The organism is Aeromonas sp. QDB31, assembly GCF_027707605.1.
Classification (GTDB): Bacteria; Pseudomonadota; Gammaproteobacteria; order Enterobacterales; family Aeromonadaceae; genus Aeromonas; species Aeromonas media.
This window is the reverse complement of record NZ_JAPCIX010000006.1, coordinates 238641-252586: the sequence shown is the minus strand read 5'-3', so window position 1 is coordinate 252586 and position 13946 is coordinate 238641. Positions and strand designations below refer to the sequence as shown.

General features: G+C 53.4%; 21 protein-coding genes and 2 pseudogenes. 22 read left to right on the top strand and 1 reads right to left on the bottom strand.

The features are described 5' to 3' along the window. Window positions 1-86: 86 nt before the first annotated feature. The 4 genes and pseudogenes from PG898_RS09250 to PG898_RS09235 all read left to right on the top strand — a co-directional run. Window positions 87-470: pseudogene (locus tag PG898_RS09250) on the top strand (diguanylate cyclase domain-containing protein); the annotation flags it as partial. Then, a complete protein-coding gene (locus tag PG898_RS09245) occupies window positions 444-1307 on the top strand; it encodes a putative bifunctional diguanylate cyclase/phosphodiesterase (protein WP_270823836.1) in 864 nt (287 codons plus the stop codon). The pseudogene PG898_RS09250 and the gene PG898_RS09245, both read left to right, overlap by 27 nt. A gap of 117 nt (window positions 1308-1424) precedes the next feature. Next, the gene (locus tag PG898_RS09240) at window positions 1425-2375 is read left to right on the top strand and encodes a DUF932 domain-containing protein (RefSeq protein WP_270823692.1); all 951 of its coding nucleotides are present in this window, start codon (window positions 1425-1427) and stop codon (window positions 2373-2375) included. A gap of 11 nt (window positions 2376-2386) precedes the next feature. Next, on the top strand, window positions 2387-2956 hold the full coding sequence (locus tag PG898_RS09235; RefSeq protein ID WP_270823693.1) for a lecithin retinol acyltransferase family protein: 570 nt from the start codon (window positions 2387-2389) through the stop codon (window positions 2954-2956). Here the strand turns inward: PG898_RS09235 and PG898_RS09230 are convergent. After that, window positions 2945-3286 (bottom strand): helix-turn-helix domain-containing protein, encoded by a 342-nt coding sequence (locus tag PG898_RS09230; protein WP_042010847.1) that lies wholly within the window; start codon window positions 3284-3286, stop codon window positions 2945-2947. The two genes, PG898_RS09235 and PG898_RS09230, sit on opposite strands and share 12 nt — an antisense overlap. A 150-nt stretch (window positions 3287-3436) precedes the next feature. Here PG898_RS09230 and PG898_RS09225 point away from each other — a divergent pair, with 150 nt between their 5' ends. The 18 genes and pseudogenes from PG898_RS09225 (at window position 3437) to PG898_RS09140 (ending at window position 13946) form a co-directional block, all read left to right on the top strand. Further along, window positions 3437-4228 carry a hypothetical protein gene (locus PG898_RS09225; RefSeq protein WP_270823694.1) on the top strand — a complete coding sequence of 264 codons (792 nt, stop codon included), beginning with the start codon at window positions 3437-3439 and terminating at the stop codon, window positions 4226-4228. A gap of 70 nt (window positions 4229-4298) precedes the next feature. After that, window positions 4299-4769 carry a hypothetical protein gene (locus tag PG898_RS09220; RefSeq protein WP_270823695.1) on the top strand — a complete coding sequence of 157 codons (471 nt, stop codon included), beginning with the start codon at window positions 4299-4301 and terminating at the stop codon, window positions 4767-4769. Between the two features lie 74 nt (window positions 4770-4843). After that, window positions 4844-5059 carry a hypothetical protein gene (locus tag PG898_RS09215; RefSeq protein ID WP_270823696.1) on the top strand — a complete coding sequence of 72 codons (216 nt, stop codon included), beginning with the start codon at window positions 4844-4846 and terminating at the stop codon, window positions 5057-5059. 104 nt (window positions 5060-5163) lie between these two features. Then, the gene (locus tag PG898_RS09210; RefSeq protein ID WP_270823698.1) at window positions 5164-5886 is read left to right on the top strand and encodes a hypothetical protein; all 723 of its coding nucleotides are present in this window, start codon (window positions 5164-5166) and stop codon (window positions 5884-5886) included. Between the two features lie 78 nt (window positions 5887-5964). Next, complete coding sequence (locus PG898_RS09205; RefSeq protein WP_270823699.1) at window positions 5965-6390, top strand: DUF2787 domain-containing protein; 426 nt, start codon at window positions 5965-5967, stop codon at window positions 6388-6390. Between the two features lie 10 nt (window positions 6391-6400). Continuing rightward, complete coding sequence (locus tag PG898_RS09200; protein ID WP_111875161.1) at window positions 6401-6829, top strand: hypothetical protein; 429 nt, start codon at window positions 6401-6403, stop codon at window positions 6827-6829. Continuing rightward, window positions 6804-7106 carry a hypothetical protein gene (locus PG898_RS09195; RefSeq protein WP_270823701.1) on the top strand — a complete coding sequence of 101 codons (303 nt, stop codon included), beginning with the start codon at window positions 6804-6806 and terminating at the stop codon, window positions 7104-7106. Before PG898_RS09200 ends, PG898_RS09195 begins: the two co-directional genes overlap by 26 nt. A 90-nt stretch (window positions 7107-7196) precedes the next feature. Further along, window positions 7197-7694 carry a RadC family protein gene (radC, locus tag PG898_RS09190; RefSeq protein ID WP_270823702.1) on the top strand — a complete coding sequence of 166 codons (498 nt, stop codon included), beginning with the start codon at window positions 7197-7199 and terminating at the stop codon, window positions 7692-7694. Between the two features lie 92 nt (window positions 7695-7786). Continuing rightward, window positions 7787-8035 carry a hypothetical protein gene (locus PG898_RS09185; RefSeq protein WP_139390257.1) on the top strand — a complete coding sequence of 83 codons (249 nt, stop codon included), beginning with the start codon at window positions 7787-7789 and terminating at the stop codon, window positions 8033-8035. Between the two features lie 115 nt (window positions 8036-8150). Then, the gene (locus PG898_RS09180) at window positions 8151-8657 is read left to right on the top strand and encodes a hypothetical protein (protein WP_270823703.1); all 507 of its coding nucleotides are present in this window, start codon (window positions 8151-8153) and stop codon (window positions 8655-8657) included. Continuing rightward, window positions 8657-8875 (top strand): hypothetical protein, encoded by a 219-nt coding sequence (locus tag PG898_RS09175; protein WP_270823704.1) that lies wholly within the window; start codon window positions 8657-8659, stop codon window positions 8873-8875. The genes PG898_RS09180 and PG898_RS09175 overlap by 1 nt, the downstream gene beginning before the upstream one ends. Next, on the top strand, window positions 8868-9230 hold the full coding sequence (locus tag PG898_RS09170; protein WP_125602574.1) for a hypothetical protein: 363 nt from the start codon (window positions 8868-8870) through the stop codon (window positions 9228-9230). The genes PG898_RS09175 and PG898_RS09170 overlap by 8 nt, the downstream gene beginning before the upstream one ends. Window positions 9231-9310: 80 nt before the next feature. Next, window positions 9311-9853: a hypothetical protein gene (locus PG898_RS09165; RefSeq protein WP_270823705.1), complete on the top strand. Its 543-nt coding sequence runs from the start codon at window positions 9311-9313 to the stop codon at window positions 9851-9853. A gap of 1 nt (window position 9854) precedes the next feature. Next, the gene (locus tag PG898_RS09160) at window positions 9855-10211 is read left to right on the top strand and encodes a hypothetical protein (protein ID WP_270823706.1); all 357 of its coding nucleotides are present in this window, start codon (window positions 9855-9857) and stop codon (window positions 10209-10211) included. 83 nt (window positions 10212-10294) lie between these two features. Continuing rightward, entirely contained in the window at window positions 10295-10609 is a 315-nt protein-coding gene (locus PG898_RS09155) for a hypothetical protein (RefSeq protein ID WP_270823707.1), read from the top strand. Window positions 10610-10611: 2 nt separating this feature from the next. Further along, window positions 10612-10992, top strand: a pseudogene (locus PG898_RS09150) (type IV toxin-antitoxin system YeeU family antitoxin). A gap of 162 nt (window positions 10993-11154) precedes the next feature. Then, a complete protein-coding gene (locus PG898_RS09145) occupies window positions 11155-12750 on the top strand; it encodes a type I restriction-modification system subunit M (RefSeq protein ID WP_270823708.1) in 1596 nt (531 codons plus the stop codon). Then, window positions 12747-13946, top strand: coding sequence for a restriction endonuclease subunit S (locus tag PG898_RS09140; protein ID WP_270823710.1), 1200 nt, complete (start codon window positions 12747-12749; stop codon window positions 13944-13946). Before PG898_RS09145 ends, PG898_RS09140 begins: the two co-directional genes overlap by 4 nt.

Here is a 13946-nt window from a genome sequence, read left to right as displayed (position 1 = left end):
AAGATCGGCTCAAACTGAAAAAATGAAATGACTGAGTCAGCCGAGAAGAATTTCCCCGCTTATTCGCACCTTCCCTAGCAAAGCGCAGCGGTAAATTGGTTGCGGTATTGTTCATTGACTTAGATACGTTCAAACCAATTAATGACACTCTTGGCCATCGCATTGGCGATGAAGTACTTATCAGTGTCGCTCGTCGACTGCAAAGTGTTACACGCAATACTGATACGCTTGCCCGCTTTGGTGGTGACGAGTTTGTGTTATTGCTGCCAAACTTGGAAAGCCAACAAGACGCGGAGGTGGTTGCAGAGTTGCTCCTCAGCGAGATAAGTCAAGTACACCAGATTGGTGTCCACGAGCTATATGTGACAGCTAGCATCGGCATCAGCTTCTTAACGGAGAACATAGACATATCAGCCAAAATGCTGCAGCAGGCTGATATGGCAATGTACAAAGCGAAACAACAAGGTAGGGATACGTATGTTTCCTATTCCGATGACCTAGATAAAAAACTATCCAAGCGCGTAATACTGCGTAATGAACTACAGGAAGCCATCAAGACTGGACAACTATTCCTTAATTACCAACCCCAAGTGAATCAGCATGGAGAAATATGTGGCCTGGAGGCATTGGTTCGCTGGAAACATCCTAACAAAGGTCTAGTCTCCCCTGCTGATTTCATTCCGATTGCGGAAGAGACAGGTCAGATTATTCATCTAGGACGCTGGGTTATAACTCAGGCATGTAAAGACGCAAAGCAGCTCTTGGATATGGACATTCTTAAGGGACGCATGGCAGTAAATTTGTCCCAATTACAGTTTCATCGGCCGGGATTTATGACAACTCTACTCGGAGTTTTGAATAGAACCAACCTTCCACCAACGTACCTAGAGCTAGAGCTCACTGAGAGTATTTTGATGCGCAATAGTGAAGGAGCCATTGATATTCTTCGTGAACTAGAAAGCAAAGGTATCACCACCAGTATAGACGACTTTGGGACAGGATTCTCCAGCTTCAGCTATTTGAAAGATCTTCCCGTAGAGAGTGTCAAAATTGATAAGAGCTTTGTAGACAGCGTTCTTTCCGACAGAAAGGATGCCGCTGTGTGCAAAGGTATCATAACAATGGCTGGGGAAATGGGTATAAGAGTGATTGCCGAGGGTGTAGAAACCCGCGAACAGTTCGAACGACTTAAAAGCTATGGCTGTGAGGCTTTTCAGGGATACTATTTTGCAAAGCCAATGGCATTTGATGATTTGATTACATGGATGCAATCCAATGAAATTAGTGCGATGAATTCATCTATCTGAATACTCCTATCTTATTTAGATAGATTTGCTCTAATCCATCAAATTTGAAACATATGTTATCTCCATGAACCTACCTCTGGGACTGCTTCGGCAGTCCCTTTTTCATTGGAGATCTCTATGGCTCATTTGATTGATTCCATGGCCTACACCGGCCAAACCCCTTGGCATGGCCTCGGCAATGTTCTACCTCCACAACAGTCCCTTGATGTCTGGCTGCAAGCCGCCGGAATGGACTGGACCATCGAGCAAAGCGATGTGCTGTATCAGGGCGCGCCTGATAATCCCATCCTTCACACCTACCCCGACAGCAAGGTGCTCTACCGCTCCGATACCCTGGCACCGCTGTCGGTGGTCTCACAGCGCTACAACGTGGTACAGCCCCATGAGGTGCTGCACTTCTATCAAGATCTGGTAGAAGCGGGGGGTTTCGAGCTGGAGACCGCAGGCTCGCTGAAAGGCGGCCGCAAACTCTGGGCCTTGGCCAAGACCGGCCAGGACCTGATGCTCAAAGGTGGTGACCTGGTGAAGTCCTATCTGCTGCTGGCGACCAGCTGTGATGGCACCCTCTGCACCACGGCGCAGTTCACCTCAGTGCGGGTGGTGTGCAACAACACCCTGCAGGTAGCGGTAGGGAACCAGACCGGAGCTATCAAGGTTCCACACTCAACCCAGTTCGACGCAACTGCCGTGAAACAGGCGCTGGGACTGGGGATAAGCCAGTGGGACCATTTCGGTCAGCATGCTAAAGCACTCAGCCAACGCCCTGTGGCACCTCAAGAGGCACTGCGCTTTTTCAGTGATCTGCTGGCACAGCCTGTGGAGGAAGAGAGCATTGTGCTCACCCGGCCTGTACAGCGTTTACATGAACTCTATCAAGGGGCAGGGATGGGGGCCGAGCTGGCCAGCTCGCATAACACCGCGTGGGGATTGGTCAATGCGGTGACCGAGTATGTCGATCATCATCGCCGTACCCGCAGCCAGGATCATCGGCTGGATTCCGCCTGGTTTGGCCAAGGCGCTCAGCTCAAATCCCGTGCCCTGGCGCAAGCCATCACCCTGCTGAAGTAGGAGAGAGCATCATGTCCTCATTGAACTATGGCGACCACCTTATCTCCCCACGCATCGGGTATGAGCACCACGGGATCTACGTCGGTGACGATTGGGTGATCCACTACCAGGGCCCGTTTTCTGGTCATGACGCGTGTCAGGTTGTCATGTCTACGTTAGGGGAGTTTTGCCAGGAGAAGGACTTTATTATCAGGACCCATCCTCAGCGACTGAGCCCGGATCACAGTGTCAATCGAGCGCACAGCCGTCTGGGCGAACGCAGTTATAACCTGCTGTTCAACAATTGTGAGCACTTCGTGATGTGGTGTATCAAAGATCAGCACCACTCTGCTCAAGTCACTGAGGTCGCTGCCACGTTACTGGCGGCTCAAGTCACGCGATCTTCACTGGGGCACCTGACCTCCGTAGCAACTGCAGGGGTAACAGGCGCCTCCCTGAGCTCATCCGTAGCAGGTGGTGCCACCACGGCGGCACTGACATCCTTGGTAGGGGTGTCGACTGCGCCAGCATGGGCACCGTTTGCCGTCGGGGCGGCTGCAGCTTACGGCGCCCACAAGCTGTGGAATTGGTTAACGGATTAGGCGGCTCATCAGTGCCGTCATGGTATCGGTGACCCATTGACGATCATCGTCGGTGAGTTGCTCGAGTTGGTGAGCTAATCTGACGGCTTGCTCAAGGGGCCGCGAACTGGTTTCACGGAGCAAGTCCGTCAGCTCACATCCAAATATTTGTGCCAACTCAGCCAGTCGAACGATAGTGGGAACCACAATCCCCCGCTCCATGCGAGATACCGCCTCCATCCCAATCTGCAGCCGTTCCGCGACTTCCTCTTGGGTCATTCCCCGTTGTTGACGTTGATAAGCAATGGCTCTGCCCACTGCTTTGGCTAACGCGTCCTGATTGATACCCATCACACCTCCAAATCCAACTTTTAAAGTTGGCAGTTGGACTTGTTGACATGAAGGACTCAAAAGGATGAGGATCGCCTTTAATGGTTGATTTTGGTTGGATATGGACCGAATGGGTCGAATTACATCAAGACAATTTAGAAGGAAACAAACATGAAAAAATCCATGCTATTGCTAGTAATGCTGGCAGCCACTCAGCAAGCACATGCCCTCAGTGAGTCAGCCGCTGATGCCCCAGGCTGGAAGCAGTTTGGTAACGCAGCTGAGGGATTCAGCTACGGTGTCTATAACCGGGCGGATTCATTCACCATTCATTGTCACCCTAACAAACCCGCCACCATCAATGTGGACATCATGAGTGTCGGAAAATACGGCTCTCAGGACTATCAAAGTGATTTCGTTTTTGAAGTGGATGGCAAGATCTTCATTGGCCACCGGGTTCTTCAAGACCAGAAAAGTTTTGAGGAACTCTGGACCGCACTGAGAAATGCGAAAGAACTAGGCGTATATCAACGCGAAAAAGGCAGCCGCAAATTTTCGTTCCCAACAGCGAACATTGCAAACACGCTACCGGCGCTGGGCTCGCCAGGCTTTCCTTGCCAATCACAAGAGACCTATGACGTCGCCGTCCTCGACGAAGACCTGGCTAACATCGAACCGCTGAAGGAGGGCGATGTACAGTTGAGAAAACGCGGTAATCCCTATTACGGCAAGACGACTTGGAACAAGTACCTGCTCGATATCACCAGCCGCAGTAACCGGATGGTGATCACCGACCTCAAGATCAACCGAGGCAGTTGCACGATCGATCCGAAAGCCAAGTTGCCCTTTCGAATGGGCTTTGGCGGCAAGATAACCTTGTCGATGCAGCCCGCCGACTGCAATCCCCTTGAAGTCACGGTGACCACCCTGGGGGGTGAGCAAACCCTCTCATTTGACCAGTAACGGTGGGCTGTGATGCCTACCTCCTCCTAGCAATCAATATATCCATGCCAATGAAACATAAGGAAATAACATGTCTACCATTAATGAATTGAAAGATAAGTTGGATACTAAAACACTAAACTTTGCGTTGTTGGGATTGGTGACCGGCAGCATCTATAACATTCTGTGGATGAATAAAGCGACGCAAATCATCGCTGAGTCGACCAAGACCAAGTTGGTAGATAACACTTACATTATTTGGGTCTGCGTATGCCTTGGCATGAGTTACCTGTTGTCTGGAACTGGTGACGAAATAGTGAGCATACTGTCTGGCATTCTCACTATTGCCAGCATGGTGTTGCATATCGTGTGGGCATTTAAAGCCAGAGCTGCACTGACATCTTATGCACTGAACGAGCATCGCATTGACCTCAAGATGAATGTGTTTTACACCATCATCTTTCACATTTTCTATATCAATTACTGCATCAATGACTTACCTGAGGCAGAGCGGAAGCAACGGATCCTGAGTGGCCAGACAAGCCCTGCTGTAGAACGTTGATCCACCCCCTCCCCATTGGCAGCCTGCTCGGCTGCCAATTTTTATTCTTATTCATGCCTCAGGATGACACATCAATGAACAAAGCATTATCCATGTTGCTGGCAACCATGGCGCTGTCAGGTTGCTCAGATGTTAAAGAAAAACAATTTATCGCGGGATGCCAATCCAGCGGCGCACCGACCCAAGTTTGCGAGTGCATTGCGGATGAGCTGGATGGAAATTTTGAACATCCGACAGAGCGAGACCTCATTGACGCATCATTTGCGTGTCGTAAAACTTTTTCAAAGTAACCCCGATGGGATCTAAGCCAATAGCGATTGCCCTGTCATCCGTCACAGGGGGCATAAACGCTATATGCAACAGCGATCCGCATTAAAGTACAAAGGACTTCATCATGAAGACAAAAGTCATGATATTGGCGGGCTGCTTATCCTTGAGCGCTCATGTCACAGCTCAAGAGCAAGGGGAGTGGTACAGCTGGTTTGGGCCGGGTACGCAGGCCAATTATGCGATTGATGTTGATGGTGATACCACATTGACCATCGTCTGCAAAGATGCTGAACCGGTTTCGATGTTCGCGACGATCAAGGGCAAAGAGTATGGCTCCGGAGAGCGCGATTTTAAGCTGATTGTCGATGGTAACGAATACCTCGAGCCGCCCTATCAGCTAGCGCAATTCGACCAGTTTTGGGACCAATTGCGTCAAGCCCAGACGCTTTATATCACCACATCACGTGGTTTGACGGAGATCCCGACGACAGGGCTTGAAGTCCTCCCAGCCTCAAACAGTCCAGACTACAGCTGCTATACCCAACCGAACAGTGACGAGGCGAGTAGTCATCAACAGACTTCAGCGGGATATCTCACGGAGGAAGAGGCGAACAGGGTGATTCAGGCGGCCACGCAAGAGGGCGACATCGACCTGGATCGATTTGCCATCCCTGCGACGACGGCAGATATGTCACAAACGCAAATGGGCGCTAGGCATCTTTCCTCAACGGACGAGACGCAAGCATGGTATGAGCGTATGTGGCACTCGGTGACTGAGCGTCTGGAGCGTATTTACCACAAATTGCAACGCACAATGAGGACGGTAGCCCGCATTTTCACTGCATAGCCTGATTGACTACGCAGATCGCTAATCAGAGGGAGGCTAACGCCTCCCTCGATTTATTAGATTTGACAAGGAACACCTATGATTATTCCCTTTTTCCGGGACGGCTTTGCCCTGCCCGTTGCCCAAGCACTGCTCTCGCTCCTCAATCAGGAGGTCGCTCATTCCGACATTGACCTTGAGCGCCTGACCCAGCTCACCTTCAACTTTCGCTGCCCCGCTTACAGCCCCGAACAAGGAGGGACTCACCCGGTCGAGATACGCCTGATTCGCGGTCTTGATGGCTGGCTGTTCGATTACGTCACCGACTTCAGTTACCAGGGACTCGGCCAGGATGCCGAGCTCTGCAAGGAGCTCGATTTCAACTTCCTGGATGACGAACACTATCTGCAAGGATGGGGTCCGATGCAACGCGCCGAGGCCCATGAGTTATTCACCCTGTGGCAGACCAACTTTATTGCCTACTGTCGAATGGGGTGCTTCACCGTCACGGTCAGTGGGGATTAGGAGGTGTGTGATGACTAACGAACTGCCGCTCTCCCACTTCTCACGCCAGTGGCTGGGGCTGGTTGCTGCCAAGGCCAAACTACAGCCAACTCGCCAAGGCGAGCGCTGGTTGCTGCACCTGACACCGGATAGCCCACCAGCCCGCACAGTCACCTTACAAGTGCGCTGGTCTGGCGTGCAGTGGCAACTGCTCTCCCTCACCAATGCCGAGGACTGGCGCACGATGAGCCAGCCCGTGGATGAAATCTGTATTGACCCCACGCGCCGCTGTTTTTGGCGTAGCCAGGCGGGGCCCGTCCCGCTCTCTGAGCAGCCCCGTGTACTGGGCAGCTTTCTGAGCGACCTGCAGCGAGTCTGCATTCATCACGGCTATCGCGTGGAGAGTGATCCCTTCCCTCCAGAGGAGGCACACGATGCCCAGCCAAGCGATCGCCGTTGAGCTTGAGGCGATTAATCGAGATGGCGAGACGCAGGTTGTGCGTGACAGTGGCCTGACAGTTCAAGGCTACAGCGTCTACCTACGGACGGTAGAGACCAGTGGGCTGGCACTGGCTACCTGGGTAGCTAACTACGACACCATCGGCCCTGCCTATGAACTGGCAGAACGGCTGAGTGTGGAGCTCGCTATCCCGTTCAACGTACTGGCCCCCAAATCGCTAGTGCCAGTGAAGCGTGAACCCACCGCCAGAGCAGGAGCCATCACGACGGCCAACTGAACTCCCCTCATCTGAACCAACATCCCCTCTACATCCATTTGACCTCGGCACGCCTCGCGCTGCCGGGGTTTTCTTTTTCAGGAGACCACTATGCGTTACCACAAACTCAAAGCCGGGGAATGCCCCGGCACTTATGTCGTTACCGAACCGGTGACCGAACAAGACCTGCTGCGCATGGCTAACCAGATTGCCCGCAAGCGGCTGGCCAAGGGCGCCGTGATCACCTCGACCAAAGAGGCCGCCGAGCGGCTGCAAACCTTGCTGCAAGGCCGGGAGCACGAAGTGTTTGGCGCACTGTTCCTTGACTCCCAACACCGTGTACATGCCTTTGAGGAGCTGTTTCGTGGCACCCTGGACAGTGCCAACGTCTACCCACGGGAAGTGGTTAAGCGGGCACTGGCGCTGAACTGCGCAGCCATCATCGTGGTTCACAATCATCCCAGTGGTAACCCGGAGCCGAGTTCGGCGGACATTGCACTAACCAAATCGTTACGTGAGGCGCTGACGCTGGTGGATATCCGTCTGCTTGACCATCTGGTGGTCGGCACCGAAGGGGTGGTGTCACTGGCCGAACGGGGGATTATGTGACGATGCGATGACCCAACCCCTATTCTCTGGAAGAAACGCTGGGCAAGCTGCGCCATAGCCTTACCACCGCCAGCAACGAAGGGGCGCTGGAGTTGTTAGAGAAGGCCGTCACCAAGGCGCGTGCTGACGCGGTGTATGCCAAGCAGTTTGAAGAGACCTTGCTGCAGGGCTCCACCGTCGAGATACGCGAATGCCTCAGTTGCTTTGGCGACTACTTCGAGCGCTCCCGAGACGCGCCGCCCTATTACCCACACCACGACGCCGTCAACGGCATTGACTCCACGCTCTACGCCATCCTGTTCGATGCGGTTCTCCCCGGCAAAGAACAGGCGTATGAATAACGCCAGCCCCCCAAACCCGGATCATCAGCACCAACACCATGATCCGGATATCCCGACATCACCCAGCAAGGCCACCTCACTGCAGGTGGCCTTTTGCATTTCAAGGAGTCACCCCATGTCTGCTTTCATGATCGATCGCAAGGACTACCTTGCCTTTGCCGTACAGTTACACCGTTTTTGCAATGCCCCGATGCCACCGCACTACACCCTTGAGTTGCTGCGCACCCTCTGGTGGAACTCGCCAATGTATGTCACCAGTACCTGGACGTGGCGGGTAGATCGGTTGGTGCGGCTGATGATGCTCGCCAACCGGCGTGCCGTTTGGCATCGCTATCAGCTGGGGCGCCAGCAGGACCGCCAGGAACCACGCCAGCAGCGCTCGACCAAGCTGAGTCCGCTTAAACCGGCTCACCGTTACCATCAGGCACCACTCACCGATGCCGAACTGGTAGCCCTCTACAAATTCACCTGCTGCGCCCTGTACCAGTCGAGTGAATGGAGCGGGAGCCCTGAGCAGGCTCCCCGGCTGGTGAAGGTGATACAGCAGTTGCAGCAAGTGCTGGCGCAAGACGTGCTGACCCGGTTGTCACTGTGGGAGCAAGCACCTTGGGGAGAGATGTGATGGATCTCTCCATCACCCTGACGGTGACAAGCTCACCACCGAGTTCAACGGCCCACCTAGCCCAACGTATCGCCGATGACATGGCACTCCTGCATCACCATCTGGGGGATGGGGTCAGCGATGAACTAGGCATCAGCATCAGTTACCTGATTGAACAGTTTGCGCTGCTGGCAGCGGCTTACCGTTCACCAGCGGAAATGGAGAAATACCATGATTGAGTTCAATGACAGCTTTAGCCAGGCCGCCGTAGCGGAGGCCATGTGTGCTCATCCCGCGCTTGCCAAGCTCATCAGCCAGCAGTTGATGCTACCGGGTTTTGCCTATGCCCACGATGTGGAGGGGCGGCGTATTGGCGGCCCGCTGGTTGCACCCAACCCGGTACTGCACAAAACAACGCTCTTTGTCAGTCCACGAGATATGCGTGAGCACTTGCCGCGTGAGATTAACTTCGCCCGTTTTCGCTGTGCCTGTAATGCAGCGGGTCAGCCGGTCGGCGAGTGGCAACGAGTGATTGTCGGGGCCTATGTCAACCACGGCAGTAATGACGCGCCGGATTGGAGTAGTCATACCTGAGCAACTGTTACCAGCACACACCCATGCTCCCATACAGCCCCTCACTCCGAGGGGCTGTATGCATTTTAAGGAACCCAGCCATGCACGACCTGCGAGATTACAAGCCCCTGTCCGCTCGGCAGATAACCGCCGCTATCGGCCAGCTCAACCACAACACCGCGCCGAAGATAATGACCCACCTGGCATTGCGGGCCACACAGCCCCATCCACTCGGGAATCAACGCAGCAGAGCCAAGGCCCTCAAGCTGCTGCACCGAGTTAAGCAAGCCCACAAGGCTGGGCGTATCCCGCTTGAGCTCACCGTGACCGGGTGCCGCATCGACCGGGGGAGCCATCAGGCAGACCGCTACTACTACGACCGGACACTGCTGGCTCATGGCTGGCAGCAGTACGATACCGAGGAGGACGCTTGGTATTTCGGCATCTGGATTAACACAGAGAAGCTCGAGACCTTTACCTATGCCGAGGGTGGTACCTGGCATGTGATGGCGCCGAACATCGAGGCGTTTCGTGCCGAACTGGCGCGGCTCTATCAGTACCATCCGCAAGCCCCGGCGTTTATCAGCATCGACCCGGAGGCGAGCGTTGTGACCCACCACTTTGAAGCCAAACCGGAGGTGTGAGATGGCCAAACACAACACCATCAAGGTGCCGGGCAAACATCCGCAAACCGGTGAGCTCACCACCTTCGAGCTCAAGGGCCAGCGTATCGATATCGACATCGGCGGGCAGGCCGTGCCCTTTCTCATTCACGGGAGGGGCATCGGTACGTCGCTCACCCACATCCCAAGTGGCTACCGCATAGCACTGCTCGGCGGCTGGCTCACCGCTCGTTACGCAATACCTGAGAATAAGCCCAGCAGAACGGCCTGCGCCCAGATGGCTATAGACCGACTGGTAGCTCAATACGGCTCGCGGCACCTGCTGGACCGCCTCAATTGCAAGCCTGTGATCAATGAGACCGCTGACAGAGCTCGTTGAAGACCCGCCGTCTCGCATAGCCACAAACAGCATAAAGGGCCAGCCCCCTCAGGCTGGCCCTTTGCATCGTAGGAGTAATAGACATGACTCGTCTTATAACCGGGCTCGAGGTGCATCGCTATGCCCCCGAGCTCAACAAACTGCATCTGCGCAACCGCCAGAGGTTACCAGCCCCCGGCATCACCACCATCAAGGAAGCCAAAGCACGCCTCTTTGGCCGCTGGCAGCCGGGGCATCAGGTGACCATCACCGTGAGCCATCCCGACTACATCACTCTCTCCCGGCGCTATCGCGGACGGCTGACAAGACTGACCGACCTCCCGGAGCATCTGACCAGACTACGCCAGCGCCACAACGTGCCCGGCACCCGCATCAACATTGAACTGAGATATCGCTAATCATGGCCACGACAACTACCAACTCCAATGGCCAACAACCTGCAGCTCCAGATCAGCCCACCCGAATTTTTGCGCAGTGGGGCTTGCCCCATACAGTCACCCTACGCTTTGGCGCTCGCCTTATTCAAGAACATCACTGGCTGCACTTTCTGTCAGACCGGGCATCATTGATTGGCGAATGGGAAGAGGAGGCAATAGATCGGTTAGAAGCCGCCTTCCCTAGCATCATCAAGGAACTGGAGGCCAAATTGCTGACACGTGAATTGGATGCCCAACGTTAGCTACGCATTACCGTCCATCACAACGGTTTCACCTGTGAAGCCGATAGCCTTGGCAGTCACGGCTATGTCTATGTGGTGCTTTACCCAGCCATCACTCTTTAGGAGGAAGGGGGAAGACTGGGCAAGCAGCCTTCCCACCATTTTTAGATGTTAACCAGATGGCGCCAGTTACCTGAATGTGGGGCATTTTTCCGGTATGATGCACATCATTTTCATTAGAAGTTCCGCCTCCTGGCTTGCGAGGCGACACACAGGAATCACAGCATGACAAGCATTCAACAACGCGCCGCCCTGCAACGTCAGATCTGGGCCATTGCCAACGAGGTTCGCGGTGCTGTCGACGGGTGGGATTTTAAGCAGTATGTACTGGGCGCCCTGTTCTATCGCTTTATCAGCGAGAACTTTGCCAGCTACATCGAAGGCGGTGATGACAGCGTAAACTATGCCGCACTACCCGATAGCGTGATCACGTCGGAAATCAAAGATGATGCCATCAAGACCAAGGGCTACTTTATCCGTCCCAGCGATCTCTTCGTCAATGTGGCCAAAAATGCCAATAGCAACGACAGTCTCAATACCGACCTTGCCCACATTTTTGCCGACATTGAAGCGTCGGCAAACGGTTATCCGTCAGAGCGAGATATCAAAGGGTTGTTCGCTGATTTCGATACAACCAGCAACCGTTTGGGCCATACGGTAAAAGATAAAAACGCCCGTTTGGCAGCAGTGCTTAATGGCGTGGCAAAGCTGGATTTCGGCGATTTTGAAGATAGCCATATCGATCTCTTCGGCGATGCCTACGAGTTCCTGATTTCCAACTATGCCGCCAACGCTGGTAAATCAGGTGGCGAGTTTTTCACCCCCCAGCATGTCTCCAAGCTGATCGCCCAGCTTGCCATGCATGGCCAAAGTAGCGTCAACAAAATTTACGACCCGGCTTGCGGCTCCGGCTCGCTGCTCTTGCAAGCCAAGAAGCATTTCGACGCCCACATCATCGAAGACGGCTTCTTCGGGCAAGAGCTCAACCACACCACCTACAACCTGGCGCGGATGAACATGTTCTTGCACAACGTCAACTACGACAAGTTCAACATCCAACTCGGCGATACGCTGCGCGAACCCCACTTTGGCGACGACAAACCCTTTGATGCCATCGTCTCCAATCCGCCCTATTCGGTGAAGTGGATAGGATCGGACGACCCAACCCTGATCAACGATGACCGCTTTGCCCCCGCTGGTGTGCTCGCCCCCAAATCCAAAGCCGACTTTGCCTTCGTGCTGCACGCGCTCAGCTACCTCTCCGTCAAAGGCCGCGCAGCCATCGTCTGCTTCCCCGGCATCTTCTACCGTGGCGGCGCCGAGCAAAAGATCCGGAAATATCTGGTGGATAACAACTATGTGGAAACCGTGATCTCGCTTGCACCCAATCTGTTTTATGGCACCACCATCGCGGTGAATATTCTGGTGCTCTCCAAACACAAAACCGACACCCGCATCCAGTTCATTGACGCCAGCGGCCTGTTCAAGAAGGAAACCAATAACAACGTTCTTACGGACAACGATGACGAGAAACATCCCGGCCATATCCAACAAATCATGCGGGTGTTCGATAGTAAAGCGAATGTCGAGCACTTCGCACGATCCGTCGAATATAGAGAGATCGCAGAGGAGAAGGACTACAACCTCTCGGTCAGCAGTTATGTGGAAGCGAAAGACAACCGTGAGGTGGTGGACATCGCCCAGCTCAATGCCGAGCTGAAAACCACAGTGTCTAAAATCGACCAACTGCGCAAAGACATTGACGCCATCGTCGCTCAGATTGAGGGTAACGACAGCGAAGGCGAGGAGCTGAAGGCATGAGCAGCATGAATTTTTTGGACAAGCTGCTGGATGGGGTTGAGGTGGAGTGGAAGGCACTAGGGGAGATTGGTAACTTTATCCGTGGTAACGGAATGCAGAAAAAAGACTTCGTTGAGGTCGGCTTCCCTGCTATTCACTACGGACAACTTTATACTCGGTATGGTCTCTCAGCAGAAAACACCTTTACTTTTGTACCCGAAGCACTGGCAAACCGGTTGAAAAAAGCAAAAAGGAATGACCTTTTACTTGCGACAACTTCAGAAAACGATGAAGACGTGGTTAAGCCATTAGCATGGCTTGGCGAGGTGGTGGCGATCTCAGGAGACATGATGCTATTTCGTCATGGCCAAAATGCCAAATATCTAGCCTATTTTTTTCAAACAAATATATTTCAAGAACAGAAGAGAAAATACATTACAGGAGCGAAGGTTCGCAGAGTTTCAAGTGGTGATCTCGCCAAGATCGTTGCACCTATCCCCTGCCCAGACAACCCGAAAAAATCGCTGGAAGTCCAAGCCAAAATCGTTCGTATACTGGACACCTTCACCGAGCTTACCAATGAGCTTACCAATGAGCTTACCGCCCGTAAAAAGCAATACAACCACTATCGCGACCAATTGTTAAGTTCCGAAGACAGGGACGTAGAGTGGAAGACTTTGGGGTCGCTAGTTGACATAAACACCGGGTCAAAACCACCCGAAATTCTTGAAAGCGCGACAAGCTTTGATTACATCAATGCTGGAACATCCCGATCGGGCTACAGCGCAGCAAGTAATTGCTCTGGTGATACTGTCACAACTCCGTCGCGAGGTCAGGGTGGCATTGGCTACGTAGGTTACCAAAACAAGCCATTCTGGTTGGGGCCTTTGTGTTACAAACTGCGATCAACAGATTTGACAGTTCTGATCAATAAATACCTCTTTTACTTCCTTCAATCACGAAGCGAAATGCTGTTGGGCTTGAAAAAGGAAGGCGGGGTGCCTGCAGTCAATAAGTCTGACCTTATTCAATTGGAAATACCCGTTCCTTCGGTCGAAGAGCAGAAACAGATTGTGGCCATCCTTGACAAGTTCGATGCACTGACCAACTCCATCACCGAGGGTCTGCCCCGCGAAATCGAGCTACGTCAGAAACAATATGCGTATTACCGCGATCTGCTGTTGTGCTTCCCAAAGCCGGAAGCGGTAGAGGTATAA

Bases quoted from the DNA above. Each gene is read 5' to 3' on its own strand.
- PG898_RS09245 (WP_270823836.1), top strand. From the start codon at position 444: ATGTACAAAGCGAAACAACAAGGTAGGGATACGTATGTTTCCTATTCC.
- PG898_RS09240 (WP_270823692.1), top strand. From the start codon at position 1,425: ATGGCTCATTTGATTGATTCCATGGCCTACACCGGCCAAACCCCTTGG.
- PG898_RS09235 (WP_270823693.1), top strand. From the start codon at position 2,387: ATGTCCTCATTGAACTATGGCGACCACCTTATCTCCCCACGCATCGGG.
- PG898_RS09230 (WP_042010847.1), bottom strand. From the start codon at position 3,286: ATGGGTATCAATCAGGACGCGTTAGCCAAAGCAGTGGGCAGAGCCATT.
- PG898_RS09225 (WP_270823694.1), top strand. From the start codon at position 3,437: ATGAAAAAATCCATGCTATTGCTAGTAATGCTGGCAGCCACTCAGCAA.
- PG898_RS09220 (WP_270823695.1), top strand. From the start codon at position 4,299: ATGTCTACCATTAATGAATTGAAAGATAAGTTGGATACTAAAACACTA.
- PG898_RS09215 (WP_270823696.1), top strand. From the start codon at position 4,844: ATGAACAAAGCATTATCCATGTTGCTGGCAACCATGGCGCTGTCAGGT.
- PG898_RS09210 (WP_270823698.1), top strand. From the start codon at position 5,164: ATGAAGACAAAAGTCATGATATTGGCGGGCTGCTTATCCTTGAGCGCT.
- PG898_RS09205 (WP_270823699.1), top strand. From the start codon at position 5,965: ATGATTATTCCCTTTTTCCGGGACGGCTTTGCCCTGCCCGTTGCCCAA.
- PG898_RS09200 (WP_111875161.1), top strand. From the start codon at position 6,401: ATGACTAACGAACTGCCGCTCTCCCACTTCTCACGCCAGTGGCTGGGG.
- PG898_RS09195 (WP_270823701.1), top strand. From the start codon at position 6,804: ATGCCCAGCCAAGCGATCGCCGTTGAGCTTGAGGCGATTAATCGAGAT.
- radC (WP_270823702.1), top strand. From the start codon at position 7,197: ATGCGTTACCACAAACTCAAAGCCGGGGAATGCCCCGGCACTTATGTC.
- PG898_RS09180 (WP_270823703.1), top strand. From the start codon at position 8,151: ATGTCTGCTTTCATGATCGATCGCAAGGACTACCTTGCCTTTGCCGTA.
- PG898_RS09175 (WP_270823704.1), top strand. From the start codon at position 8,657: ATGGATCTCTCCATCACCCTGACGGTGACAAGCTCACCACCGAGTTCA.
- PG898_RS09170 (WP_125602574.1), top strand. From the start codon at position 8,868: ATGATTGAGTTCAATGACAGCTTTAGCCAGGCCGCCGTAGCGGAGGCC.
- PG898_RS09165 (WP_270823705.1), top strand. From the start codon at position 9,311: ATGCACGACCTGCGAGATTACAAGCCCCTGTCCGCTCGGCAGATAACC.
- PG898_RS09160 (WP_270823706.1), top strand. From the start codon at position 9,855: ATGGCCAAACACAACACCATCAAGGTGCCGGGCAAACATCCGCAAACC.
- PG898_RS09155 (WP_270823707.1), top strand. From the start codon at position 10,295: ATGACTCGTCTTATAACCGGGCTCGAGGTGCATCGCTATGCCCCCGAG.
- PG898_RS09145 (WP_270823708.1), top strand. From the start codon at position 11,155: ATGACAAGCATTCAACAACGCGCCGCCCTGCAACGTCAGATCTGGGCC.
- PG898_RS09140 (WP_270823710.1), top strand. From the start codon at position 12,747: ATGAGCAGCATGAATTTTTTGGACAAGCTGCTGGATGGGGTTGAGGTG.